Genomic DNA, 25,035 nt, shown 5'->3' on the forward strand with positions numbered 1-25,035 from the left:
ACTGCATACAGTACATTCACAGCCGCTCAGACACAAATTCGCAGCTTCGCGACCCCGCAGCCCGCAAACGGAGGCCGCCACCAACGCCGAAGGCGGGCGGGCGAGGATGCGGCACTGCCGCTTCCTCCGCCCACCCGCCTTCGTGTCAGCGAGGGGTTGTCGACGAGCTAACTGTTGCTCGCCGCGTTGATCGTGATGCTGCCGAGGCCGCCGTCGGCGACACCCCAGGCATCGAGGATCTTCGTGTAGCTGCCGTCGTCGACCATCGACTGCAGGGCAGCCTGCACGGCTTCAGCCATGCCGGTGCCTTTGGCTGTCGCGATTCCGTAGGGCGACAGGTCGAACGTCTTCCCGGCCGGAATGAGCTTGCCCTTGGTCTGCGAGATCGCGTAGAGCGCGACAGGTGAGTCGGCAGTCCAGGCGTCAGCCTGGCCGAGCACGACCGCGTTCACCGCGGCATCCTGAGTGTCGAACCGCACCTGCTCGATCGGCGCCTTGCCGGCGGCGACGCAGGCACTGCTCTTGGCTGGGATCTCCTCGGTGTCCTGCACGGTGTTCGCCTGCACGGCGACCTTGAGGCCGCAGGCATCGTTCGGGTCTACGACCTTGTCGGTCTGCGACGCCCACTGGATTCCGGCAGCGTAGTGGTTGACGAAGGAGACGACTTCCTCGCGCTCGACGGTGTCGGTGAACGACGACATACCCATGTCGAGCTGACCGCCGACGATGCTCGGAATGATGCTGTCGAACTGGGCGACCTTGTACTCGGTGGTCAGGCCGAGCTTGCCGGCGATGCCTTCGGCCAGCTCGATGCCCCAGCCGACCGGGTTGCCGTCGGCGTCCTTGTACTCGTTGGGGGCCGACTGGGCGTCGGTGCCGATGCGCAGCACGCCGGCCTTCGCGATTCCGGCCGGAAGTAATCCAGCAGCGGTCGCATCCTTCTGCGTGGTTGCGGAGCCGCTTGTGCTGCCGGCACCGTTCTTGACGGCCGGTGCGGAGTTGTCAACGCATCCGGTCAGCAGAAGGGCCGCAGTAGCCGCAAGAACCGGAAGGATGAGTCGAACGCGCATAATTCCTCTTTCACTGTCTGTGTCGCGAACCGCTGCCGGAGCGGACGCGGGCCGGGCGACGTCATCGTCGCGGCCATGCACCGTTGCATTCTGCACACTGTATAGCCAACGTGACTCCGGATCGAAAACGACCGGCTGAAACGACCAGCTGTCGCGGGCAGAACGACGAATGGGCACCCGCGAATCGCGGGTGCCCATTCAGGCGGTGCCTACGTGTGCTGAGGGTTCGGTCAGCTGGCGACCGGGGCTGCGAGCACATCGGCAGCCACCAGTTCGGCGATCTGCACGGCGTTCAGTGCCGCGCCCTTTCGCAGGTTGTCGTTGCTGATGAACAGGGCGATGCCGCGGCCATCCGGTGCACCCTCGTCCTGACGGATGCGACCGACGAAGCTGTCGTCCCGGCCGGCGGCTTCGAGCGGGGTCGGGATGTCGGTGAGCGTGACACCCGGCGCATCCGCCAGCAACGCGGTGGCCCGGGCCGCCGAGAGCGGGCGAGCGAACTCGGCGTTGATCGACAGCGAGTGGCCGGTGAAGACCGGAACGCGCACGCAGGTGCCGCTGACCCGCAGATCAGGAAGCTCGAGGATCTTGCGCGACTCGTTGCGCAGCTTCTTCTCCTCGTCGGTCTCGTTGGAGCCGTCGTCGACAATGGAGCCGGCCAGCGGGATCACGTCGAACGCGATCGGGCGCGCATAGATGGTGGGTGCCGGCAGCGTGACGGCCGAGCCGTCGTGGACGAGCTGCAGCAGGTTCTCGTCTTCGACTGCAGCGCGCACCTGGGTGGCGAGCTCTTCGGCGCCGACGAGGCCGCTTCCGGACACCGCCTGGTAGGTGCTCACGGTGAGACGCTCGAGCCCGGCTTCCTCGTGCAGCACCTTGAGTACGGGCATGGCCGCCATCGTGGTGCAGTTCGGGTTCGCGATGATTCCCTTGACGGCCTGCTTGATGGCGTGCGGGTTGACCTCGCTGACGACGAGGGGAACCTCGGGGTCCATCCGCCAGCCCGACGAGTTGTCGATCACGGTGACGCCGGCCGCGGCGAAGCGGGGGGCCTGGGCCTTCGAGAGCGTGGCACCGGCAGAGAAGATGGCGATGTCGAGCCCGGTCGGGTCGGCGGTCGCCGAGTCTTCGACGACGATCTCCCCGTCTTTCCAGGGCAGAACCTTGCCGGCGGAGCGAGCCGAGGCGAAGTAACGGATGCTGGCAACGGGGAAGTCGCGCTCTTCGAGCAGGCGGCGCACGACGGCTCCGACCTGTCCGGTGGCTCCGACGACGCCGATGTTGATTCCTGCGGTGCTGGTCACTGGTACTTCCTTACTGTCGAAACTGTCGTTCTCGGTAGTTCTCGTCGCTTCCGCGTTGGTAACTCCGGTCATTCTTGCAAAACCACCCGAATTCGGCCTGAGTCAGGCACTTGAGGGAGGCATTACCGGAGTTAGCAACACAACCCGAAGGTGACGGGTGTGAGCTGCTGTGGCGAGGCGGCGCGGGCTGTAGGGCGACGCAGCCTAGCGGCCGGTGCCGCCGTGAACCTGCGCCTCGGACTCGGCGTCGAGGCCGAACGAGGTGTGCACGATGCGGAGCGCGGTGTTGACGCTGTCGGCCCGGACGACGACCGAGATGCGGATCTCACTGGTGGAGATCATCTCAATGTTGATTCCGGCCTCGGAGAGCGCTTCGAAGAGCTTGGCCGAGACACCCGAGTTGGTGCGCATACCGGCGCCGACGAGCGCGAGCTTGCCGATCTGGTCGTCATACTGCAGCGACTCGAAGCCGGCTTCGTCTTTCTCGGCTTCCAGCGCCTGCATGACGCGGTGGCCGTCGTTCATCGGAACGGTGAACGAGATGTCGGTGCGACCGGTCACGGCCGACGACACGTTCTGCACGATCATGTCGACGTTTGCGTTCGTCTTAGCGACGATCTTGAAAATCTGTGCGGCCTTGCCCGGGATGTCGGGCACGCCGACAATCGTGATCTTGGCTTCGCTGAGGTCGGCGGCAACGCCGGCAATCATCGGGTTTTCCACGACAGTCTCTTTTCTCTCTGACACGGCTTCGTCGTTGCTCGTGATCCCCCGGTCGGTGGCGCTGTCCGGGTTGTAAACGATGGTGCCTTCGTTGTTGTTGAACGACGAACGCACGTGCAGCGTCACGTTGTGACGTCTGGCATATTCCACGGCGCGAATATACAGAACCTTGGCTCCGTTGGCCGCGAGTTCGAGCATCTCTTCGCTCGTGATGCGGTCGATCTTGCGGGCCAGGGGAACGACGCGGGGGTCGGAGGTATACACGCCGTCGACATCCGTGTAGATCTCACAGATGTCGGCGTCGAGCGCCGCGGCCAGGGCGACGGCTGTGGTGTCTGAGCCACCGCGACCGAGCGTGGTGATGTCTTTGGTGTCGCGGTTGAAGCCCTGGAACCCGGCGACGATGACGATGGCGCCCTCGTCGAGGGCCTCGCGCAGGCGCACCGGAGTGACATCGACGATGCGGGCTGAGCCGTGCTGGGCGTCGGTGATCATGCCGGCCTGGCTGCCGGTGAAGGAGCGGGCGTCGTGTCCGAGGCTCTTGATCGCCATCGCAAGAAGCGCCATCGAGATGCGCTCTCCGGCGGTCAGGAGCATGTCCAGCTCGCGCGGAGCAGGAATCGGGGTGACCTCGTGCGCGAGGTCAAGCAGCTCATCAGTCGTGTCGCCCATGGCGCTCACGGCGACGACCACATCGTGGCCGGCCTTTCGGGTCTCGACGATCCGCTTCGCGACGCGCCGAATGCCCTCAGCATCGGAGACGGACGACCCGCCGAACTTTTGCACGATCAAACTCACGTGGCACTCCTGGGGTTGGGATGTCCGAGCACGGCTCGGACTTCCATCCTAAGTGCTGGCATATTCCGTCGAAGCCATGTGACGAAGGCCGCGCTGCCGGGCCCGGAACGCGTTGCATGAGCTGCGCGAGTGGGACAAAACGGGCGGACGCCCGACCTCCTCGGTCGGGCATCCGCCTGCACAGTTCGGGACATCGATCACGCCCGCCGCCGCAAGCGTCTCAGCTAGGCGCCGACGACCCGTCGGCCTTCGAACGCTCGACCCAGCGTCACTTCGTCGGCATACTCGAGGTCTCCGCCGACGGGCAGGCCAGAGGCCAGTCGGGTGACCCGAATCTCCAGCGTGTTGAGCAGCCGCGACAAGTAGGTCGCCGTGGCCTCGCCCTCCAGATTGGGGTCCGTCGCGATGATGACCTCTTGAACCGTGCTGTCGGCCAGTCGCTGCATCAGCTGACGGATGCTGAGATCGTCGGGTCCGATCCCGTCGATCGGACTGATCGCCCCGCCGAGCACATGGTAGAGACCACGGAACTCACGGGTGCGCTCGATCGCCACAACATCTTTGGCTTCTTCGACGACGCAGATCAGCGCCGGGTTGCGACGCGGGTCACGGCAGATGCTGCAGGTCTGCTGCTCTGACACGTTGCCGCAGATGTCGCAGAAGCGCACTTTCTCTCGCACTTCGAGCAGCACGTTCGCGAGGCGTGTCACATCAAAAGTCTGCGTCTGCAGGATATGGAACGCGATGCGCTGTGCTGACTTCGGACCGATGCCGGGCAACCGGCCCAGCTCGTCGATCAGTTCTTGAACAATGCCTTCATACATGCGTTAATCGCCTCTCGGTCGGGGTGCCGAGTTGTGCGGCTGCTCTTCAAGGAAGGTGGCGCCGAGAATCTCGCGGACCACCGATTCGCCGTAGCGCTGCTTCTCGCCGAAGGCCGGTGCGTTGCCCTGGGCGGAGGCGGCGGGGCGCTTGATCGGGACCGACGGGGCGACCGAGGCGACCGACGGGCGCTGCGATTCGGCGGCAGCTGCGACGGGGGTGGATGCCGTCGGCGCCGAAACCGACGAGGCGGGATCACCCTGCGGCCGGGCAACCGGCGGGATCGACGTCGGCGGGATCGACGTCGGTACGGACGTCGGCGCGCTCATCTCGTCGGGAGCGACGAAACGGTCGGTCGGTGGCTCGGTCTCCGGCGGGACGTCGTCGTCGAAGGGCGGCGGTTCGTCGTCGAAGGGCGGTTCGTCGGCCGATGGACCGTCCGACGGAGCGCCGGCCGGCCGGGCTGTCGAAGTGGTCGGAGCGGCAGAAGCGGCAGACGCCCCGGCGGCCGAATCCTCGACGGTCGCAGTGGTTGCCGATGCATCGGCGGCACCGGGAATCGCCACTGTTGCCCAGCCGCTGCCCGAGGAAACCGTGCGGCCGGCGGGCGCGGTTGTCGCTGCCGCCGAGTCACCGGTAGGCGGAGTGGGCGAAGCGGCCGTGGCCGTCGTGGCCTTTGCTGCAGCCGGAACAGATGTTGCCGGCACCCGCGGCGCCACGGCATCCGTCGCCCCACTCGTGCGCGTGGGCGGCACGGCGCCTGCGCCGGTGTCGGCGCGCGCGATGAACTTCACCCGGAGTCCGAGCACCTCGATAATCGCAGCGCGCAGGTAGTCGCTCACCCCGGTGTTCGTGGGCTGCTGCTGCTTGAAGCTCGTCACGTCGCTCTCGCTGGGGAACGACAAGACGAGGATGTCGTCACCGCGCAGCTCGAGCACGCTCGCCGTGAGAATGATCAGCCAGGCGCTCAGCTTGGCCGTCTTGACCTCGTCGAGAATCTCGGGCCAGGCATCCTTGATCTGCGCGACGGTGACCGGTCCGGTCGGCAGTACGCGTGCCGGGGCGGGTGCGGGCGGCGCAGGGGGTGCGGACTCGGCCGGAGCAGATTCCACCGACACGGCGGGAGCCGCCGTCGTCGCCGCGACCGGGCTCGACGAAGCTGCGGGTACCGGCACGGTCGTCGCCGGCGCCGCACCGGGTGTCGCCGCCACGGGAGCGGCGGTAACCGGAGCCGAGGCGGCGGGAGTCGAGGCTGCGGGAGCGGCAACGGGCGCGGGTGCTGCCGAAGGAGCAGCGACCGGTCGCGCGGGCACGGTCTGCCCACTGGGCGCCGCACTCTCGCCGCCGTCGACCCCGATGCGTCGTTCGAGCCGCTCAACACGGGCCAGCGCGCCCCGGTTCGAGTCGTCGCTGGCCGGGATGAGCGTGCGCGCAACCATCAGCTCGAGGTGCAGGCGCGGCGAGGTGGCCCCGCTCATCTCGCTGAGCGCAGCGTTCAGGATATCGGCGGTGCGTGACAGCTCGGCCGGGCCGAACTTCGACGCTTGCACGGCCATCCGGTCAAGTTCGTCTTGCGGCACTCCGCGCAGCACAGCCGCGGCGGCGGTCGCCGACGTTGCGGCAACAATGATGAGGTCGCGCATCCGCTCAAGCAGATCTTCGACAAAGCGGCGCGGGTCTTGACCGGTCTGAATCACCCGGTCGACGGCGTCGAACGCCGCAGACGAGTCACGTGCGCCGATCGCGTCGACGGCATCGTCAAGCAGAGAGGCGTGGGTGTAGCCGAGTAGGGCGACGGCGCGCTCGTACTCGACCGAGTTGTCGTCGGAGCCGGCCATCAACTGGTCGAGCAGCGACAGCGTGTCACGCGGCGACCCGCCCCCGGCCCGCACAACGAGGGGAAGAACGCCGGGAGCGACCTTCATTCCCTCGCTCTCGCAGAGCCCTTGCACATACTCCAGCATTGGTGCCGGCGGCACCAGCCGGAACGGATAGTGGTGGGTTCGCGAACGGATGGTGCCGATCACCTTGTCGGGCTCGGTCGTCGCGAAAATGAACTTGACGTGCTCCGGCGGCTCTTCGACGATCTTGAGCAGGGCGTTGAAGCCCTGCGGGGTGACCATGTGCGCCTCGTCGAGGATGAAGATTTTGTAGCGGTCACGGGCCGGAGCGAAAATTGCGCGCTCACGGATGTCGCGGGCGTCGTCGACACCGTTGTGGCTGGCCGCGTCGATCTCGACCACGTCGAGCGATCCGCTGCCGTCGCGGGACAACTCAACGCAGCTCGGGCAGACGCCGCACGGAGTGTCGGTCGGCCCTTCAGCGCAGTTCAGGCAGCGGGCCAAGATGCGGGCGGATGTCGTCTTGCCACACCCCCGCGGGCCGCTGAACAGGTAGGCATGATTGACCCGGTTGGTGCGCAGTGCCGTCATCAGCGGATCGGTCACCTGCGACTGCCCGATCATCTCGGAAAATGTCTCTGGCCGGTAACGGCGATACAGGGCTGTAACCACGATTCAATCGTAGTCGGAGCCGCTGACAGAGCGCCCCGAACGGCACCGGTGACTCACCGCTCCCAAACTCACGGTGCACCACTCGCGCATCCGTCTCCCTCCCCGCGCCACTCCCCACCATTCGATGGAGATTTTTCGGGATGTCGCCGCAGAAGGGCCGCAACGACCGCGCCTCCGGCGCACTCTCCGTCGAATTGTCGCTACGGCGCGAGCGACGGCATCGGAAGCCCGAACACCTCGGCGAGCGCGAGCCGCGCCGCGTGGAATCCGCCCATACCGTGCACGCCCGGACCGGGCGGGGTCGCGGCCGAGCAGAGGTAGAGGCCGGGGGCGGCCCGCCACGGTTTCGTCGACAGCACCGGACGCGCCAATAGCTGCAGGAAGCTTGCGGCGCCGGTGGCGATATCACCGCCGATGAAGTTGGCGTCGTGACGCTCCAGCTCGGTCGCCGGTGTCGCCTGAGAGGCCAGGATGACGTCGCGAAAGCCCGGAGCGAAGCGCTCGATCTGCGCGGTGATCGGCTCGGTCATGTCCCGGTCCGACCCAGCCGGAACGTGGGTGTACGCCCACAGGGTGTGCTTCCCGGCGGGCGCCCGCGTCGCGTCGAACAGGCTCGGCTGCGACACGAGCACGTACGGCGAGCGTGCGTATTTGCCCTTCGCAACGGCAGTTTCGGCGGCCGCGACCTCGGCGCGTAGTCCCCCGACGTGCACGGTTCCCGCCTGGCGCAGGTCCGCGTTCGTCCAGGGCACGGGCGCGTTCAGCGCGAAGTCGACTTTCGACGCGGCGTTGCCGTTCCGGAACCGCCGCAGCGCGCGCCGATACCCCGGTGCGAGCCGCTCCCCTGCGAGGTGCTCCAATTGCCGTGCCGAGGTGTCGAAGAGTATGGCACGCGCCGCGGGCAGTTCGGCGAGCGAGCCGATGCGACGGCCGGTCTCGATGACGCCGCCGTGGGCCGTGAAATCTGATGCCATCGCATCCGTGATCGCCTGTGAACCGCCCACGGGAACCGACCAGCCGACGCTGTGTGCCAGGGTCGCCAAGAGCATGCCGGAGGCGCCTGCCCCGAGCGTCGAAAGTGGGCCGATCGAATGCGCGTACACCCCGGCGAGCATGGCCGGGGCGACCTCTTCCCGAAAGCGCAGCCCGGCGAGGGGCGAACCCTGCTCGAGCGCGCGCAGGCCGTAGGCTGCCGCGGTGAACGGATGCCGCGGTACCGGCAGCATCGGCGAGGTCACGAACTCGGCGACCCGTTGGCCCTTGTCGACCAGTGGCTTCAGCAGGCTCAACCAGGCCGCGCCGTCGCGCCCCAGCCCATCGGCGGTGCGTGCCAGGTCGCGCCAGGCGATGCCGGCCCGGCCGCCGTCGACGGCGTGCCCATATGAGATGTCGGGCATGACGAACGACACCCGCTCGCTCAGGCCGAATTGTTGAAAGAACGGCGACGCGAACGCCATGGCATGCACAGCGGAACCCCAGTCGTGCCGAAATCCCGGCTCGGTCAGTTCAAGTGTGCGCGCGCCGCCACCGATGGTGTCTTCGGCTTCGAAGACGCGCACCGAGAGGCCGGCTCGCGCAAGCACGACGGCGGCGGCCAGCCCGTTGGGGCCACTGCCGACGATCGCGACGTCAAGTTCGGTCGCGCTGTGCCGCGTGCGCTGATTGTGCTGCGTGCGCTGTCTCACGTGCGCCTCCCTCTCGCCAGCATAGGTCGCTGTCCTCGCTCTGAGCCTCTCCTTCACTAAACGGTTCTTTCTCCTCTATCTCCGCATCCTCCCCCGCCGCCCTATGCATCGCCCCTCCGCACGCCTCACTCCGTACAAAAGGGAGGAGATTCTGCGACACCCCGTCTCACGCAGGCAGAAAAGCTCGGCGCGTCGCAGAATCTCCTCCTTTGCGTCATTCGCGGCGGTCACCGCGCACGCCCGAGTCACCTGTCTGACCGCGTTGCGCCGCGCCGGAGTCTGGGCCGGTCTCGATCAATCTCTGCACCTGCAGCTGCCCCCGAACTCACATAGCGCGCTACGACCGGCTCATGATCACGCCGGCCGTTTGATCCGATATCACTGGGCGCCCGCGAAGTTCGGCTCGGCAGGAGAGAAGTCCTGGCTTGTCAATCCAATGGAGGCTGCGTGGCAGGCGATCCACTGCCTCGATGAAGAGCACGCGATCGCATGCCTCGAATCGGCAGTTCATGAGAATTACCTGACCGAACAGCAGGTGCGCCGCATCGGCGCACATGCTCCGCGACACCTGCAACAAGGCATCCGGGAGATGGAATTCACATCGGACTCCGGGCAGGAGACGATTGCGCGCCGTAGATTGCGACGCGTCGGATTTCAGGTCGTAGCCCAGGAGAGGATTCGGGGGCTGCATTACCGCGAAGATCTCGTGGTCGACGACTGCGTCGCGCTCGAGACCGACGGCAAGAAGTGGCACGGACCCGACCGTTTCGAGCCAGATCGGCATCGCGACATCGTCTTCGCCGGGTTCGGTCGGGTGTCACTCAGACTCACTCAGCGATTGATTCTTCGCGAGTGGCCCTCGACGCTCGCCGCAATCGAGCGCACGGTCAGAGACGCACAGCGATGAAACTTCGCGACCTGCACAACGTAAAGAAGGAGAATCTGCACCACGCCGTCTCAACCCGCCAGAGAAGCTCGGCGAGTCGCCGAATCTCCTCCTTTGCGTGCGCAGACCAATCACGTCAGACGGCGGCCGAAGTCAGCAGCCTCAGACGATCGACGCCACCTGCCGCGCGATCTCCAACTCCTCATTCGTCGGAATCACCATCACCGTCACCGGTGCGCCCGCCGGCGAAATCACCCGGGCCGCCCGCGATGCCAGCTCGTTGCGATCGTTGTCGACCAGGATGCCGAGGTGTTCGAGGCCCGCCAACGCGCGGCGTCGCAGCAGCGCATTGTTCTCGCCGATGCCCGCCGTGAACACGAGCGCGTCGAGCCCACCCAGTTGCGCAAAGTAGGCGCCGATGTAGTGACGGATGCGATGGCGCCAGACCTGCAACGCCAGCTCGGCCGTCTCGTTGCCGTTGATCGCCGCATCCTGAACATCGCGCATATCGCCCATGCCGGTCAGCCCGAGCAGCCCGCTTCGCCGGTTGAGCAGTTCGTCGAGCTCGGTCACGCTCATCCCGGCGGCCCGGTTGAGGTGCACGAGCACGGCCGGGTCGATATCGCCCGAACGCGTTCCCATCACCAGGCCCTGCAGCGGGGTCATCCCCATGGAGGTGTCGATCGAGCGCCCGCCGTCGACCGCCGTGACCGAGGCACCGTTGCCGAGATGCAGCACGATCGTGCGGGTGTCGGCGAGCGGCTTGCCGAGCAGCAGCGCGGCCTGCTCCGACACGTACTTGTGTGAGGTGCCGTGAAATCCGTAGCGCCGCACCTTGTACTCGCGGGCGATGTCGGCGTCGATCGCGTAGGTATACGCCGCGGGCGACATGGTCTGATGAAACGCGGTGTCGAAGACCGCAACGTGCGGAACGTCGGGCAGCGCACGACGGGCCGCCCGAATCCCGAGCAGGTTCGCCGGGTTGTGCAGTGGAGCCAGCCGGGCGAGCGCGTCGATCTCGCGCTCGACCTCATCGTCGATGAGGGTCGGGCCGTCGAACTCGCTGCCGCCGTGCACGACTCGGTGGCCGACGGCGATCAGGTCGTCGACGTCACCGAGCTTGGCGAGCACGACCCGCATGCCGTCTGCATGGTTGGTGATGAAGGATCCGGGCTCGCCGATGCGCTCGATGAGGCCGGTGACCACCGCCTTCTCCGTCGCCAGGTCGACGAGCTGGTACTTGATCGACGACGAACCCGAGTTGACGACGAAGACGCTGCTCATGCGCTGATCCCTGCCTGAATCGCCGTGATCGCCACGGTGTTCACGATGTCTTGCACGAGTGCGCCGCGCGACAGATCGTTGATGGGCTTGCGGAGACCCTGCAAGACCGGTCCGATCGCCACCGCTCCGGCCGAACGCTGCACTGCCTTATAGGTGTTGTTACCGGTGTTGAGGTCGGGGAAGATGAACACCGTCGCCCGGCCGGCCACGGAGGATGTCGGCATCTTCGTGGCGGCCACGACGGCATCCGTCGCCGCGTCGTACTGAATCGGGCCCTCGACCATCAGCTCGGGGCGGCGCTCGCGCACGAGCGCCGTCGCCTCGCGCACCTTCTCAACGTCGACCCCGGTGCCGGACTCACCGGTCGAATAGGAGAGCATTGCCACGCGCGGCTCGATCCCGAATTGCACAGCGGTCTCGGTCGAGGAGATGGCGATGTCGGCCAGCTGCGCGGCGTCGGGATCGGGAATGACCGCGCAGTCCCCATAAACGAGCACGCGGTCTTCGAGTGCCATCAAGAACACGCTCGACACCACCATCACGCCCGGCTTGGTCTTGATGATCTCGAACGACGGACGGATGGTGTGGGCTGTGGTGTGCACCGCGCCGGAGACCATGCCGTCGGCCAGGCCGAGGTGCACCATCATCGTTCCGAAATAGGAGACATCCGTCACCTGCTCCCGCGCCTGCTCGAGCGTGACGCCCTTGTGCGCGCGCAGCTTCGCGTATTCCTCGGCGAATCGCATCACGAGCACCGGGTCGTGGGGCGAGAGCACTTCGGCTTTCGAGATGTCCAGACCGAGCTCGATCGCGCGCGAACGCACCTCGAAGGTCTCGCCGAGAATGGTCAGATCGGCGACCTCGCGGGCCAGCAGAGTGTGGGCGGCCCGCAAAATGCGGTCGTCACCGCCCTCCGGCAACACAATGCGCTTACGGTTCGACCGGGCGCGCTCCAGCAGCCCGAACTCGAACATCAGCGGCGTGACCACATCGGTGCGGGCCAGGTGCAGCTGGTCGAGCAGAGCGGATGCGTCGACGTGCTTTTCGAACAAGGCCAGCGCCGCGTCGTACTTGCGTTGGGAGTCCGCGGCGAGCTTGCCGCGCGTGCGGGTGATCGCCACGATCGTGTCGTAGGTGCCGAGTTCGGTGCGGATGATCGGCAGTGTTTGCGGCAGACCGTCGAGCAGTCGCTCGATCGGTTCGGGCAGCTCGAAGCCGCCGTTCAGCACGATTCCGGCGATCGACGGGAAGGTGCCGGAGGTCTGCGCCATCATCGCGGCCAGGAGCACCTCGGTGCGGTCACCGGCCACGACGAGCACCGCGCCCTGAATCAAACGGGGAAGCACGTTGACCATGCTCATGCCGGCGACGACCACGCCGAGCGCCTCCCGTGCCAGAAGTTCGGGGTCGCCCTTGATCAGCACTCCCGCGGTCGCCGTCATGATCGATTCCATGCTCGGTGCGATCAGGTAGGGGTCTTCGGGAATCACCCAGACCGGCACATTCGGCTTGGCAGAGAGGATCGCGGCGCGCACGGTGTCGAGCTCGTCGGCATCCGCCCGGTTGGCGATGATGGCCAGCAGCGTGGCGTGCGCGAGACGCAACTCGACCAAGGCGAGTTCGGCGATGTCATGCATCTCGCCGGGGTTGCGCGGGTCGGCCTGGCCGAGGCGTTCACCGGAGATCTGGCTGGAGCGCCCACCGAGCACGAGAAGCACTGGAGCGCCGAGGTTGGCGGCGATGCGAGCGTTGAAACTCAGCTCGGTGGGGCTGCCGACATCCGTGTAGTCGGAGCCGACGATGACCACGGCGTCGCATTTCGCTTCGACGGCTTTGTAACGTTCGACGATGCGTGAGAGGGCGGCATCCGCGTCTTCGTGCACTTCGTCGTAGGTGACACCAATGCACTCGTCGTACTCGAGGTCGACGCCGTCATGCCCGATGAGCAGGTCGACCACGTAGTCGCGTTCGGCCGTGGAACGGGCGATCGGACGAAAAACACCGACCCGCTTCACCTGGTGAGAGAGCGTGTCGAGAGTGCCGAGCGCAATCGTTGATTTGCCGGTGTGTCCCTCAACGGACGTGATGTAGATGCTTCGTGCCACAGGTCTACGTTAGCCCGCCCTGTCGGCGGGAACCCTGGGGAATCACATGGAGCTCACAGGTTGCGGTGGGCCCCGATGTAGTACCGCCGTGAGCCTGCGCATCAGACGCGTGCGACGTTGACCGTGTCACGTAAAGGAGGAGATTCCGCGCCACGCCGAGTCAACCCGCCAAAACATCACGGCGAGTCTCAGAATCTCCTACGAAACGGATGCGGCGGTGTCGGCGGCTGGGTCTGGTCCGGGCCGGGGCCGGGCAAAAATAAAGACTCCTCGCGCACCTGCCAGAGCCCGGTTACCCTTGCTACGTTTCCGTCCTGGGGGAGTTGGCCTGGATGGCACCACGCGAGGAGCCAGCACTCAGTTTAGGTGAGGATTCGCCTCCTCCAAAATCACAGCGCTCAGATCCTGTTCCGACTCTCAGCGAATTCCGCTGTGGACTGCCTCAATCGGGGCGATCTGACGGCCCGCCGGGCCGCTGTGTGGGGCAGGCGGCCACGAGGTGCTCCGGAAACAGGTAGGATTCTTGAGGTCGTTCTCTTCGGGGTGCGGCTTGACAGGAGAATTCGCCTAGTGGCCTATGGCGCACGCTTGGAAAGCGTGTTGGGTGAAAGCCCTCGGGGGTTCGAATCCCCCATTCTCCGCCAACGAGTAAACGCCCGGCCGAAGGTCGGGCGTTTACTCGTTAATAAAGAATTGTGATTCGAGGAGCGAGGGCGAAGCCCGAGCGACGGGGTCCCCCATTCTCCGCCAACGTTGAAACGCCCGGCCGAAGGTCGGGCGTTTCGCATATCCACGGGTTGGGTGAAAGCACTAAGCCCACAGCCGGGGTTCGAATCCCCCATTCTCCGCCAACGAGTAAACGCCCGGCCGAAGGTCGGGCGTTTACTCGTTAATAAAGAATTGTGATTCGAGGAGGAGCGAGGGCGAAGCCCGAGCGACGGGGTCCCCCATTCTCCGCAGCTGGAGCCGCCTTACTCAGCCAGCCATCCAGCCGTCCGCCAGCCCTCGTCGCAGACCTCGCCGACCGGCCGCCATCATTCCCCGTCCGCCGACATCCGCCGCGGCGCCCGCCGTGGCGGCGGAGGCGGCACTTCCTTGGCCGCAACGATGTCGATGAGGTCAACTGTCACCAGGCCGCGCTTGGTGTCGATGGTGCATTGGGTCTCGGTGCGGGCGTGAAGCACACCGAGCGCATCGGTGAATCCACCGGGAATGCGGCTGCGCACAACGAGACGCGTGCCGATCGGCACGGTCGCAACGACATCCGCCGGCCCACTGGTCGTCGGCCCGTTACTCATAGGGCCAGAGCCTACCGGTGAAGCAGCGCCCCCCACTCGGGGCGGAATAGCGCGTGAACATGCATTCGTATGAAATTTGGTGCATACTCGGTGAGAACTGTCGGGGGGCATGGAGTGACGCGAATTGGGGATAATCCCGAAATCGTGGTTTCACTGCGCCCGCACGGGCATCTCTTCAGGCAGAGCGCTGTCGCCGTTTTCCTGCTTATTACGCCGGTTCTTGCGGTGATCTTTTGGCTCACTATTCCGAATGGCACCTGGCTGGCCGTCGTGGTCGTCGTGCTCGTGCTGATGCTTCTCTTCGGGCTTGCGATGATCGCCTTCTACCGCACAACCATCTGGGTGAGCCGGTCACACATCGCCGAACGCGGCTTCTTCGGCCGGATGACCACCATCCCCGCCGACGCGATCGACGGCATCATGATGCTCGACCTCTACCAATCGGGCACACTCGACACCCACCCGCAGCTGTTCGTCACCGGAGTCGACGGCCGTGTTTTGGTGCGGATGCGCGGCCAGTACTGGTCGCGCGACGACATGGAAACTGTCGCGGACATTCTCGAGGTTCCGATCGTGCACATTCCCGACCCGGTGACCCTGCGGGAACTCAACGCCTCGCGCCCCGAGCTTCTGTACTGGTTCGAACGCCGCTTTCCTCGACGCTTGCTCGACATCTAGCGCGACGAACTGAGTCGGCTTTCTGGGCGAGGATTGCGCCCGGGGAGCCTATGGCGCGTTGACGACCATGTACGTTTTTCGCATCTGCTCGTGCACGTGCCAGACGCCCTTCCACCCGACAGGGGTGACGAAAAGGTCACCTGCCCGCAGCTCATTGCTCTCGCCGGACTCGTTGACGACGGTGGCCCGGCCGGTGAGGATCTGGCAGACCTCGTGGTAGCCGACGCGAGTGGCAGTGAATGTGCCCGGCGTCGCCTCCCAGATGCCCGCCTCGGTGCCGCCCTCGGGCGCGGTCCAGGTGACCAGGGTTGATTCGAGCTGCCCGGGAGTGACAGCCGTTGGCTTCAGCCTTGCCTCGCCTAAACCGACGTTCACCGCGTCGGCGAGCAGGATGTGTGCCACAGTCGCAGGGGTTGTTTCGTTCATATTCTCTTCGCTCATATCAGTGCCCGCGTCCTGACACCGCATCAGCGATTGTGGCCAACGGCGATGTCGTCCGGCGCCGGGTGAGTTCGGCGTGGTCGGCCATTGAATAGGCCGTGTAAAGCGCCTTCACCGCCAGCCAGCGCAGCGGTTCCGGCTCCCAGTTGCGCACGCGGTGGTTCACCCAGGGAAGCTCGGTCAGGTTGCTTGAGTTGCCGAGGATGAGGTCGGTCAGGGTGCGACCGGCGAGGTTGGTGGTGGAGACCCCCGTGCCCACATAGCCGCCGGCCCACGCCAAGCCGGTTTCGGGGTCGAGGCCGACGGTCGCCGACCAGTCTCGCGGCACCCCGAGCACACCCGACCAGACGTGGTCGATGGCCGCGCCGGTCGTCGCCGGAAAGAACCGGTTCATCACACTGCGCAAGAGCTCGACGGTGCTTTCATGGGTGAGGCCGTCTGCGTCGGTCTTCGAGCCGAAACGGTATGGCACCCCGCGCCCACCGATAGCGATGCGGTCGTCGTTCGTGCGCTGCGCATAGACATAGGCATGCGCGAAGTCGCCGAGCACTTCGCGACCTTCCCAGCCGATCGAATCCCAGATGGCGGGGCTCAATGGTTCGGTTACGATGAGCGAGGAGTTCATCGGCAACCAGGCGCGGTGCAGGCCTTTGAGCCCTGCGGTGAACCCTTCCGTCGCGCGCACAACGAAGTCCGCCTCGACCGTGCCGCGGTCAGTCACCGCACGGTGCGGCAGGATCTCGCTCACCCGGGTGTCTTCATAAATCTCGACGCCGAGTGCCTCGACGGCCCGGGCGAGCCCGGATGCGAGCTTGGCCGGCTGGATGCGTGCGCAATGCGGATGGAACAGTGCCCCCGTCGTGCCGACGACGTTGATACGGTTTGCGGCGTCGCGCGCCGAGAGGAGCTCGACGTCCGTCATCGACCAGGTCTGCTCGGCGCGGACGGCGGCTTCCAGTCGGCTCTGCTGGGGTGCGTCGTAGGCGACGATGTACTCGCCGCCCTTGACGATGTCCGCGTCGATGCCTTCGAGGGCGGCCACGCGGATCACCTCGTCGACGGTTTCGTTCATCCGCAACTGGAAGTTCTCAGCCGCCTGACGGCCGTGCGTCTTCACATATTGACCCCGACCTCCAGTCACCGAGTTGGCGAGCCAGCCGCCATTGCGACCCGAGGCGCCGTATCCGGCGAAGCGTTGTTCAAGCACGACCACGCGCAACTGCGGGGCCGCCTTCTTCAGGTAGTACGCCGTCCACAAACCGGTGTAGCCGGCCCCGACGATGCATACGTCGGCGCGCAGGGACCCGGGCAGTGGCGCTCGAGGGGCGTCCCGCCCGATCTGGTTCCACCAAAAGGAAACGTCGCCGTTGATCATCGCCGGGCTGGCTGGTGTTGGAGTGAAGATGAGACCTTCTCCTTGATTGAGGGTGAATTTATGCTGCGTTTGCGTCGGCGAGAACGACGGCGTTCCGGGGGTGCCAACTCAGTAGCGCGGCTTCGCCGGGTCGGGCGGTCGTCGACAGTTCGCCGGCATCCCTGACCACCCCGGTCGTCCCGTCGGGCAGGCCGATCTCGTGCTTCCAGCCCGAACCGAGGTAGACGCTCTGGAGCAGGCGCACCTCGACCCGGGCATGCTCGGTGGGAACGGCCGCGAGGTTCGGATGCAGCTCGAGCTTCTCCGGACGCACGACGGTTGCCGTGCGCTCCCCGCCCACGCCGCGCAGGATCGTCGATTCGCCGATGAACCCGGCCACGAACAGCGACTGCGGCCGCTCGTAGAGCTCTGATGCTGTTCCGACCTGTTCGATCCGGCCGCCGTTGAAGATGGCGATCCGGTCAGAGAGCGTCAGTGCCTCCTCCTGGTCGTGCGTCACGAAGACAAACGTGCGTCCGACTTCGCGGTGGATGCGGCGGAGTTCGAGCTGCAGACGCTCCCGCAACTGCTTGTCGAGCGCGCCGAGCGGCTCGTCAAGCAGGAGCGCCTTCGGGTCGAAGACGAGGGCACGGGCCAGGGCAACCCGCTGCTGCTGTCCGCCGGATAGCTGCGCCGGGTATCGATCCGCATAGGACTCGAGCCCCGCGGTCTGCAGGGAGGCGGCGACGAGGCGACGCTGTTCGGTTTTGTCCACCGCGCGTCGCTTCAACGGATAGGCCACGTTCTCAGCCACCGTCATGTGCGGGAAGAGTGCGTAGTGCTGGAACACGACGCCCAGGCCGCGCTTGTGTGCGGGCACGTCGTCGATGCGCTTGCCGTCGATCTCGACCGACCCGGACGTAATGTCGGTGAATCCGGCGATGAGGTTCAGCGTGGTCGTCTTGCCCGACCCCGACGGACCGAGGAACGTCATGAACTCGCCCGGTTCGATGGTCAGGCTGACGTTGTCGACGGCGACCGACTTCGGGTAGCGCTTGGTGAGGCCGGTGAGCCGGATCTGCGTGCCACGGCCGGTGTTATCACTTGACATTCTTTTTCCTTCCGATCGCGAGGAGGCCGATCAGGACGATGGCTGTTGTGAGTATGAGGATCATCGTGGCCGCGGCCGCGAGAGTGGGATCAGTGTCACGCGTCACGCTCTGGTACATGAGCACCGGCAGCGTCTGCAGGTACGGGCTCTTGATGAAGAGGGACGCCATGACTTCGTCAAACGACGTCACGAACGCAAACAGGGCGCCGGAGATGATTCCGGGCATGATAAGCGGCAGCGTGACCTTGAAGAAGGTGGTCAGCGGACCCGCACCCAGGCTTGACGACGCCAGCTCCAGTCGCGTGTCAAAGCCACGCAGGCTGGCGCTGACCGAGATGATCACGAACGGCAGTGCAATAACGGTGTGTGCAACGACGAATCCGAGCAGTGTTCCAAGCAGCTGCAGCCTGAGGAAGATCGCATAGATCCCGATGGCGGTGATGATTCCCGGCACCACCATCGGTGCGAGCAGTCCGAGCGTAATGACGCCGGCCGCACGGCGTCCGCGCATCTTGCTCAGCCCGATTGCCGCCATCGTGCCGGAGACGGTTGCCACGACGACGACCAGCAGTGCGATGAGGAACGAATTGCCGAGTGCCGCAATCCAGGCCTGGTTGGTGAAGAAGGACTCGTACCAGCGCATCGAGTAGCCGGACGGCGGGAAAACCAGCGACGCTTTATCGGTGAAACTCAGCGGGATGACAATGAGCGTCGGGGCGACCAGCCAGACCGCGATGAGGCCGGCAAAGACCCAGAGAAGCGTCAAGGTGACGGGGTGTGGCTTCATCACAGGCTCAACACATCCTTTCCGGTCGTGCGCTTGCTTGCCCGTGTGATCAGCGCGAGCACACCGAGAAGCAGAAGCGTGAGTAGAAGGAGAACTGCGCCGAGCGCGCCGCCCCTGCCCCAGGCAAGGAGACCGCTCACCTGCGCGAAGATGCTCTGAGAGATCATGCTCTCCGAAGGAGAGCCAAGCAGTGCCGGGGTGATGTAGAAGCCCAGCGACTGAATGAACACCATGAGTGCGCCGGCAAGGACACCGGGCAAGGACAACGGAACGAACACGGTGAAGAACGCCGTGATCGGCCGCGCACCCAGGCTGCGCGCGGCATCCGACAGTCGACTGTCGATGCCGCTCATCACGGCGTAGAGCGGGAGCACCATGAACGGCAGCAGCACCTGCACCATGCCGATCAGCACACCCGTCGGCGTGCGGATGAGTTCGAACGGGCCGAGCCCGAGGACGCCGAGGAACTGGTTCACGAGGCCGTTGTCCTGCAGCAGGATGACCCACGCGAACGACCGGATCATGAGCGAGGTCCAGAACGGGATGAGCGCGATGACAATGAGCGCCGCGCGGCCACGGGGACCCGCGACCACCATGAGGTAGGCGTACGGATAGGCGAGCGCCAGGCAGATGACCGTGGTCAGGAAGGCGATTCCGAAGGTACGGAGGATGATCGTGACGTTGCTTTCGCTGCCGAACACCCATACGTAGTTCGAAAGGTCCAATGACGGATCACTGACACTCAGCCACAGACTCTGAGCGAGAGGGTAAGCGAATACCCCGATCAGGACTGCCAGGGCAGGGAGAAGCAGGGCCAGCGTGCGGATGGGGGTACGCACCGGTTTTTCACCGATGCGACCCCCCACCCCAACTAGCCCGACGGTGCGGGAGGTGGTCATATTAACCGTGCAGCCACTTCGTCCAGATTTCGAGCTGCGATGGGTAGTTCTTCCCCCACCAGGCGGTGTCGGGCAGAATCATGTTCGCGGAGATGTCCGGGTCCGTGACCAGGTATGTCTTGGCCAGGGCGTCCAGCTCGGGCTTCGCGTCCACGTTCACCGGCGAGTACGAGGTCAGTTCGGACAGCTTCGCCTGCTGCTCGGCGCCCAGGTAGTAGTTGAGGTACGCGAAGGCTGCCTCGGGGTTCTTGGCGTTCTTGGGCACCGACAACGCATCCATAACGACAAAAGCCTGGTTGAAGATGGGCTTGTACGGAGCACCGTTGACGGCCGCTCCGTAGCCGCGCCCGGCCCAGACCAGAGCCATGTCGGCCTCGCCGGCCTCGATCATCTGCTGGGACTGTGCGCCAGAGGTCCAGAAGATCAGGTTGTCCCGGATCGAGTCGAGCTTGGCGTAGGCCCGATCGGTGTCGAGCGGGTAGAGGTCATCTGCGGGCACTCCTTCGGCAAGCAGGGCGCCCTCAAGCAGGCCGGGAGCGACATCATCGAAGCCGGCCACGGCTCGGGAACCCGGGAACTTCTTGGTGTCGAAGAAGTCGGTCCAGCCGGTCGGGGCGGTCGCGTACTTCTCGGTGTTGTACATGATGACAAAGCCGTACTGCATGGCCGGCACGTAGCAGTCACCGACGAGACCTTCTGGCACCTTCGAGGTGTCGACGATCGAGGTGTCGAGATCCATCAACAGGCCGTCTTCGCCGCACTGTGTCGCCGCCCAGATGGCGTCCGTGTCAACGATGTCCCAGGTGACGTTGTTGTTGTCGACCTGGGCTTTGATCTTGGCGTACTCGGTCGGGCCGTCACTGAGCATGGTCGCGCCGGATGCCTTCGCGAACGGCTCGGAGGCAGCGGCCACCTGCCCGTCCTGGTAGACGCCGCCGTACGACGAGAGCGTGAGCGTGATGCCCGCGAGAGCACCCTCCTTCACAGTTCCCGCGTTGGCCGGCCCGCTACCCAGGTCGACACTGACCGGGCCAGGGGTGACGGCACTGCATCCGATCAACGACACGGCGACGGCGCCGAACACAGCACCGAGAACGATGCGGCGCAGGGAGTTGTTCTTTTTCATTGCTACCTTTCGGAGAGAGAAAATCGCGCGCCGAAGAGCACTCGATTCAAGGGGAAAACTCGATGGGAAAGAGAAAATCAGACGGTCGGCGGGCTGGTGACCCACATCACCTCGGCGACGCCGTCGCCGACGTTCACAACACGGTGAGGCACGGAGCTCAGGTACTCGATGCTGTCGTCCTTATGCATCAGGAGCACGTCCTCGCCAAGCGAGAGCTCGACGCTTCCCTGAATCACGATGAAGATCTCCTGCGACTTCCCGTGAGCGTAGAGGTCGTCTCCGGTCGATCCGCCCGGTTCGAAGATGCCGTTGTAAATTTCGAGATTGCGCATCGGAGGCTGCGCAATGACGTACTTCGTCGATCCCGAGCCGGAGGGGTACGCGGGACGGTCGGCGGCACGAACGACGCCACGGGCGTGCCCACTCTGGGTGCCGAGCAGGTCAGCGACGGAAACGCCGAGCGCCTCGGCGATCTTGCGGAGAGAGGCGATACTGGCGCTTGCCCGGTTATTCTCAAGCTGACTGAGGAAACTCGGGCTCACACCGGCGCTCGACGCCAGGCCGCGGAGGGTCAATCCGCGCAACTCGCGGTACTCGGCAATTCGCCGGCCCACCCGCGCTTCGTCGTCGCTCAACGTGACTCCTTCGTCCTCCTCGAACGCTGTGTTTGATCTCATCAAACACTTTGTTCACTAACTCTCATGAAGATAGCCGTCGGGCTGCGCCGGCGCAAGACCCAATTTCTGGCGCGCAATGGCCTCGCGCTGTGTGACGTTGGTCCGCCGCCGAGGCCGACGCCAGTGATGATCTTGTGCGGAGCGTCCCTCTGGCCTGCCCACTACTGAGCTGCGACGGCTAACGGCGGCGGCGAGTTCCGAAGATCCCGGCGACGACTCCGGTCAGAATCGTCTTGGTCATCTGCGAACCGAGCACCTCCTCGAGCACAGTCTTTTGCGCCTTCGAACTCGTCCGCGTGCTCGTTCGTGCCGACCCCTGGGTCTCTTTGAGCAGACGGTCGTATTCGGCCTGAGCCTTCTTGTCGGCCTTGGCCTGCTGCTGGGCGGCGGCGGCTTGCTGCTTCTCGAGTTCGGCCGCGGCTTGGGCCGCATCGAGGCTCTGTTGTGCGGCGACCGCTGTCGCATGGGCAGCCTCGAGTTTGCGGGCGAGCATCTCCCGCGCCGAGTCGCGATCGATCGCCGCGCCATACGTCGCGAGCAGCGGGGATGCAGCAACCGTCGCCGCGATCGACGCGGCCGGCGTCGGCGACATCGAACCTTGCGGTGCCCGCAACCGGGTCCAGGCGACCGGGCTCGGCGCGCCCTTCTCGTTCATGACCGTCACGATGGCTTCACCGGTGCCGAGATTCGTCAGCACCTCTTCGAGGTCGTAGCCGGAATTCGGGTAGGTCGACACCGTCGCCCGCAACGCCTTCGCGTCATCCGGGGTGAACGCGCGCAACTGGTGCTGCACTCGGGAGCCGAGTTGGGCGAGCACCTCGCTCGGCACATCCTTCGGCGTCTGGGTGACGAAGAAGATACCGACACCCTTTGAACGGATGAGCCGCACGGTTTGCGTGATCTGCGCCAAGAAATCCTTCGACGCGTCCTTGAAGAGCAGGTGCGCCTCGTCGAAGAAGAAGACCAGTTTGGGCTTGTCCTGGTCGCCGACCTCGGGCAAATCGTTGAACAGGTCGGCAAGCAGCCACATCAGGAACGTGGAGAACAGCGCCGGTTTGTCCTGCACCCCCGGGACCTCGAGCAGACTGACCATTCCGCGCCCGTCGGCCGTGACTTTCAAAAACTCGGCCGTGTCGATCTCCGGCTCACCGAAGAAGACATCGGCGCCCTGGTCGGCAAAGGTGATCAGCTCCCGCAGGATGACGCCGACGGTGGCGCTCGACAGCCCGCCGAGCCCGACGAGCTCCCCCTTGCCCTCGTCGCTGATCAGAAAACTGAGCACCGCCCGCAGATCGGTGAGGTCGAGGAGCGGGAGCCCCGCCGCATCCGCGTAGTGAAAGACGAGCCCCAGACTCGACTCCTGGGTGGGGTTCAGCCCGAGCACTTTCGACAAGAGCAGCGGACCGAAACCGGCGACCGTCGCGCGAATCGGGATGCCGGCGCCGATACCGCCGAGCGAGAAGTATTCGGTCGGGCTCGCGACGCCCGCCCAATTCTGGCCGATGCCCGAGGTGCGGGCGAGAAGTTTGTCGTTCGGCTCGCCGGCCGTGGCGATGCCCGACAGATCGCCCTTGATGTCGGCGGCGAACACCGCGACGCCGTGGGCCGAGAACTGCTCGGCGAGCACCTGCAGGGTCTTGGTCTTGCCGGTTCCGGTCGCCCCAGCGACGAGGCCGTGCCGGTTCGTCATCGCCAGCGGGATGCGGATGGGCACGTCGGGCAGCGCCTCGCCGTTGACAAGGGCGCCCATTTCGAGGGCCGGAGCGTCGAAGGCGTAGCCGGCCCGGATGGCCGTGACGTGTGCGTCGTTGAGGGGAACGGGCGCTGTGTGTGCGGCGGCGGGCGCAGGTTCGGCAGCGGGTGGAACTGCCGGTTTCGCGAGTACGGCGCCCTCCCCCGCGGTGTGCTCGGCAGTGGCGACCGCGGCAGCCTGCTCGCCGGCGGCCATCGATTGGGCCGCCGCTGCGGCATCCCGAGCTCGCTTCACCGCGGCCTCGGCCTCGGCTTGCGCTTTCACCGCGGCGGCGAGCGCTGCTTCGGCTTCGGCTTGGGCGGCAGCCACCGGATCCACAGCGTCATTCGGGGTCATGGGCCAAATCCTAGACCCGCGGATGACTGCACGGGCCGGTCAATTTTCGCCTGGTCACGCAAGGCGATCCTGCAGTCCCCAGTCCTGGCCGTAGCCGCCATCGGCCACCGCGCGCTTCATCAGGTCAAGGAACGGCTTGGCGTCGAACGCCTCCGGGCCGAGCACTCCAATGCCGGTCCAAACTTGGGTTGCCAGCAACTCGAGGGCGATCACCGGGTTGAGGGCGGTCTGCCAGACGACGCACTGGGCGTCGTATTCGGCCATCGTCCACTCGTTGTCGGCCAGGTGATAGAGGTAGACCTCGCGCGGCTTTCCGTCGATTCCAGCGCCCGTCACCCAGACTCCGGCGCAGGTGGTGCCGGTCATTCGCGGGCCGATCGTGGCCGGGTCGGGCAGGGCGGCCGCGACGACATCGCGGGGTGCCACCTCGACCGGCCCGGCGGCGCTCCGCACCCGCACGGGGCTGACGCTATCGAGCCCGAGCAGGTGCAGCGTCTTCAGCACACCGATGAACTCGTTGCCAAGCCCGTATTTGAAGGTGACCCGTTTCGCATCCAGCCAGCGCGGCATCAGCAGCACCTCTTCATGCTCGACGTTGACGCACTCGACCGCCCCGATTCCGCCCGGAAAGTCGAACATCTCCGGCTCGCTGAACGGTTCGGTCGTGAACCAGCCCTTGTCCTTCTCGAAAATCACCGGCGGGTTCAGGCATTCCTCGATGGTCGTCCAGATGCTGAATGACGGGGCGAAGATCTCGTCGCCATTCTCATCGCGCACGACGAGGTTGGCGCCGTCGCGGGTGCCCAGCTCGTCGATCTCGCTGAAGAGGTGGTCGGCGGCGTAGCGCGCGAAGACATCCGAGAGTCCGGGCTCGACGCCCATCCCAACGAGGGCGAGCCGGCCGGCCGTCTCCCAGTCTCCGGCCTGGGCGAATTGGTCGTCGCCGAGTTTGACGCCGGTCAGGCTGTGCGGATGCGTCGGGTGCGGCTCCGAGAGACTCATCGCCATGTCGAGGTAGTCGGCTCCGGCGGCGAGAGCCCCGGCAAAGATCGACGGCACGAACTTGGGTTCCACCGCGTTCATCACGTGGGTGATGCCGTGCTCGCGTGCCAGCGCCGCCACCTTCTCCGAGTCGCCGGCATCGATCTGCACTGCAACGAATCGGTTGGCGATCTCCTCGCCGTGACGAGCACGAATGGAAGCGACGGTGCGTTCGGCCCTGGTCAGGTCATAGTCGCTGACGACGATGAGTTCGTAGAACCACCGACGTGCGCTGATCTTTGCGATGGCGTCGCCGACACCGCCGGCACCCACGAGAAGAATCTTCATGGCCCGACGCTATCGCGGGGCAACCGCCCCGGCCAGCCCCCGGTGAGCGCTCGCGT

General features: G+C 65.6%; 20 protein-coding genes, 1 tRNA gene and 1 other RNA gene. 3 read left to right on the forward strand and 19 right to left on the reverse strand.

Annotated features, from left to right (window positions below; all coding sequences use genetic code 11):
- Positions 1 to 167: 167 nt before the first annotated feature.
- The 6 genes from AB4Y63_RS06455 to AB4Y63_RS06480 form a co-directional block, all read right to left on the reverse strand.
- Positions 168 to 1,070: an ABC transporter substrate-binding protein gene (locus AB4Y63_RS06455; protein WP_441790224.1), complete on the reverse strand. Its 903-nt coding sequence runs from the start codon at positions 1,068 to 1,070 to the stop codon at positions 168 to 170.
- Positions 1,071 to 1,300: 230 nt separating this feature from the next.
- Positions 1,301 to 2,446 carry an aspartate-semialdehyde dehydrogenase gene (locus AB4Y63_RS06460; RefSeq protein WP_441790225.1) on the reverse strand — a complete coding sequence of 382 codons (1,146 nt, stop codon included), beginning with the start codon at positions 2,444 to 2,446 and terminating at the stop codon, positions 1,301 to 1,303.
- Positions 2,447 to 2,578: 132 nt separating this feature from the next.
- Positions 2,579 to 3,895, reverse strand: a complete 1,317-nt coding sequence (locus tag AB4Y63_RS06465; RefSeq protein ID WP_441790226.1) for an aspartate kinase — start codon at positions 3,893 to 3,895, stop codon at positions 2,579 to 2,581.
- 224 nt (positions 3,896 to 4,119) lie between these two features.
- Positions 4,120 to 4,719, reverse strand: coding sequence for a recombination mediator RecR (recR, locus tag AB4Y63_RS06470; protein WP_441790227.1), 600 nt, complete (start codon positions 4,717 to 4,719; stop codon positions 4,120 to 4,122).
- 3 nt (positions 4,720 to 4,722) lie between these two features.
- On the reverse strand, positions 4,723 to 7,230 hold the full coding sequence (locus AB4Y63_RS06475; RefSeq protein ID WP_441790228.1) for a DNA polymerase III subunit gamma and tau: 2,508 nt from the start codon (positions 7,228 to 7,230) through the stop codon (positions 4,723 to 4,725).
- A 200-nt stretch (positions 7,231 to 7,430) separates the two neighbouring features.
- Positions 7,431 to 8,915: a phytoene desaturase family protein gene (locus AB4Y63_RS06480; protein WP_441790229.1), complete on the reverse strand. Its 1,485-nt coding sequence runs from the start codon at positions 8,913 to 8,915 to the stop codon at positions 7,431 to 7,433.
- Positions 8,916 to 9,177: 262 nt separating this feature from the next.
- On the opposite strand from AB4Y63_RS06480, the gene AB4Y63_RS06485 reads away from it, so the two are divergent.
- Positions 9,178 to 9,822, forward strand: coding sequence for a hypothetical protein (locus tag AB4Y63_RS06485; RefSeq protein WP_441790230.1), 645 nt, complete (start codon positions 9,178 to 9,180; stop codon positions 9,820 to 9,822).
- Between the two features lie 141 nt (positions 9,823 to 9,963).
- Here the strand turns inward: AB4Y63_RS06485 and AB4Y63_RS06490 are convergent, their stop codons facing one another.
- The 3 genes from AB4Y63_RS06490 to ffs all read right to left on the reverse strand — a co-directional run bounded on the left by AB4Y63_RS06490 (position 9,964) and on the right by ffs (position 13,545).
- Positions 9,964 to 11,085: an acetate/propionate family kinase gene (locus AB4Y63_RS06490; protein ID WP_441790231.1), complete on the reverse strand. Its 1,122-nt coding sequence runs from the start codon at positions 11,083 to 11,085 to the stop codon at positions 9,964 to 9,966.
- Positions 11,082 to 13,190 carry a phosphate acetyltransferase gene (gene pta, locus AB4Y63_RS06495; RefSeq protein ID WP_441790232.1) on the reverse strand — a complete coding sequence of 703 codons (2,109 nt, stop codon included), beginning with the start codon at positions 13,188 to 13,190 and terminating at the stop codon, positions 11,082 to 11,084. The genes AB4Y63_RS06490 and pta overlap by 4 nt, the downstream gene beginning before the upstream one ends.
- A 258-nt stretch (positions 13,191 to 13,448) precedes the next feature.
- An RNA gene (ffs, locus tag AB4Y63_RS06500) (signal recognition particle sRNA small type) lies at positions 13,449 to 13,545 on the reverse strand.
- A 201-nt stretch (positions 13,546 to 13,746) separates the two neighbouring features.
- Here ffs and AB4Y63_RS06505 point away from each other — a divergent pair.
- Positions 13,747 to 13,834, forward strand: a tRNA-Ser gene (locus AB4Y63_RS06505).
- Positions 13,835 to 14,224: 390 nt separating this feature from the next.
- Here AB4Y63_RS06505 and AB4Y63_RS06510 read toward each other — a convergent pair.
- A complete protein-coding gene (locus AB4Y63_RS06510) occupies positions 14,225 to 14,488 on the reverse strand; it encodes a putative acetyltransferase (protein WP_441790233.1) in 264 nt (87 codons plus the stop codon).
- A 144-nt stretch (positions 14,489 to 14,632) separates the two neighbouring features.
- On the opposite strand from AB4Y63_RS06510, the gene AB4Y63_RS06515 reads away from it, so the two are divergent.
- On the forward strand, positions 14,633 to 15,166 hold the full coding sequence (locus tag AB4Y63_RS06515; protein ID WP_441790234.1) for a hypothetical protein: 534 nt from the start codon (positions 14,633 to 14,635) through the stop codon (positions 15,164 to 15,166).
- Positions 15,167 to 15,214: 48 nt separating this feature from the next.
- On the opposite strand, the gene AB4Y63_RS06520 is transcribed toward AB4Y63_RS06515, so the two are convergent.
- From AB4Y63_RS06520 to AB4Y63_RS06560, 9 genes are all read right to left on the reverse strand, one after another.
- Positions 15,215 to 15,592: a cupin domain-containing protein gene (locus AB4Y63_RS06520; protein WP_441790235.1), complete on the reverse strand. Its 378-nt coding sequence runs from the start codon at positions 15,590 to 15,592 to the stop codon at positions 15,215 to 15,217.
- A 16-nt stretch (positions 15,593 to 15,608) separates the two neighbouring features.
- Positions 15,609 to 16,982 carry an NAD(P)/FAD-dependent oxidoreductase gene (locus AB4Y63_RS06525; protein ID WP_441790236.1) on the reverse strand — a complete coding sequence of 458 codons (1,374 nt, stop codon included), beginning with the start codon at positions 16,980 to 16,982 and terminating at the stop codon, positions 15,609 to 15,611.
- 58 nt (positions 16,983 to 17,040) lie between these two features.
- Positions 17,041 to 18,072, reverse strand: coding sequence for an ABC transporter ATP-binding protein (locus AB4Y63_RS06530; RefSeq protein ID WP_441790237.1), 1,032 nt, complete (start codon positions 18,070 to 18,072; stop codon positions 17,041 to 17,043).
- Positions 18,062 to 18,859 (reverse strand): ABC transporter permease, encoded by a 798-nt coding sequence (locus tag AB4Y63_RS06535; protein ID WP_441790312.1) that lies wholly within the window; start codon positions 18,857 to 18,859, stop codon positions 18,062 to 18,064. The genes AB4Y63_RS06530 and AB4Y63_RS06535 overlap by 11 nt, the downstream gene beginning before the upstream one ends.
- Positions 18,859 to 19,698 carry an ABC transporter permease gene (locus tag AB4Y63_RS06540; protein WP_441790238.1) on the reverse strand — a complete coding sequence of 280 codons (840 nt, stop codon included), beginning with the start codon at positions 19,696 to 19,698 and terminating at the stop codon, positions 18,859 to 18,861. The genes AB4Y63_RS06535 and AB4Y63_RS06540 overlap by 1 nt, the downstream gene beginning before the upstream one ends.
- 61 nt (positions 19,699 to 19,759) lie before the next feature.
- The gene (locus AB4Y63_RS06545; protein ID WP_441790239.1) at positions 19,760 to 20,884 is read right to left on the reverse strand and encodes a polyamine ABC transporter substrate-binding protein; all 1,125 of its coding nucleotides are present in this window, start codon (positions 20,882 to 20,884) and stop codon (positions 19,760 to 19,762) included.
- Between the two features lie 77 nt (positions 20,885 to 20,961).
- Complete coding sequence (locus tag AB4Y63_RS06550) at positions 20,962 to 21,561, reverse strand: helix-turn-helix domain-containing protein (protein WP_441790240.1); 600 nt, start codon at positions 21,559 to 21,561, stop codon at positions 20,962 to 20,964.
- Positions 21,562 to 21,739: 178 nt separating this feature from the next.
- Positions 21,740 to 23,650, reverse strand: a complete 1,911-nt coding sequence (locus AB4Y63_RS06555) for a helicase HerA-like domain-containing protein (protein ID WP_441790241.1) — start codon at positions 23,648 to 23,650, stop codon at positions 21,740 to 21,742.
- 54 nt (positions 23,651 to 23,704) lie between these two features.
- Positions 23,705 to 24,979: a saccharopine dehydrogenase family protein gene (locus AB4Y63_RS06560; protein WP_441790242.1), complete on the reverse strand. Its 1,275-nt coding sequence runs from the start codon at positions 24,977 to 24,979 to the stop codon at positions 23,705 to 23,707.
- Between the last annotated feature and the right edge of the window lie 56 nt (positions 24,980 to 25,035).

The organism is Leifsonia sp. YAF41, from assembly GCF_052113185.1.
Taxonomy (GTDB): domain Bacteria; phylum Actinomycetota; class Actinomycetes; order Actinomycetales; family Microbacteriaceae; genus Cryobacterium.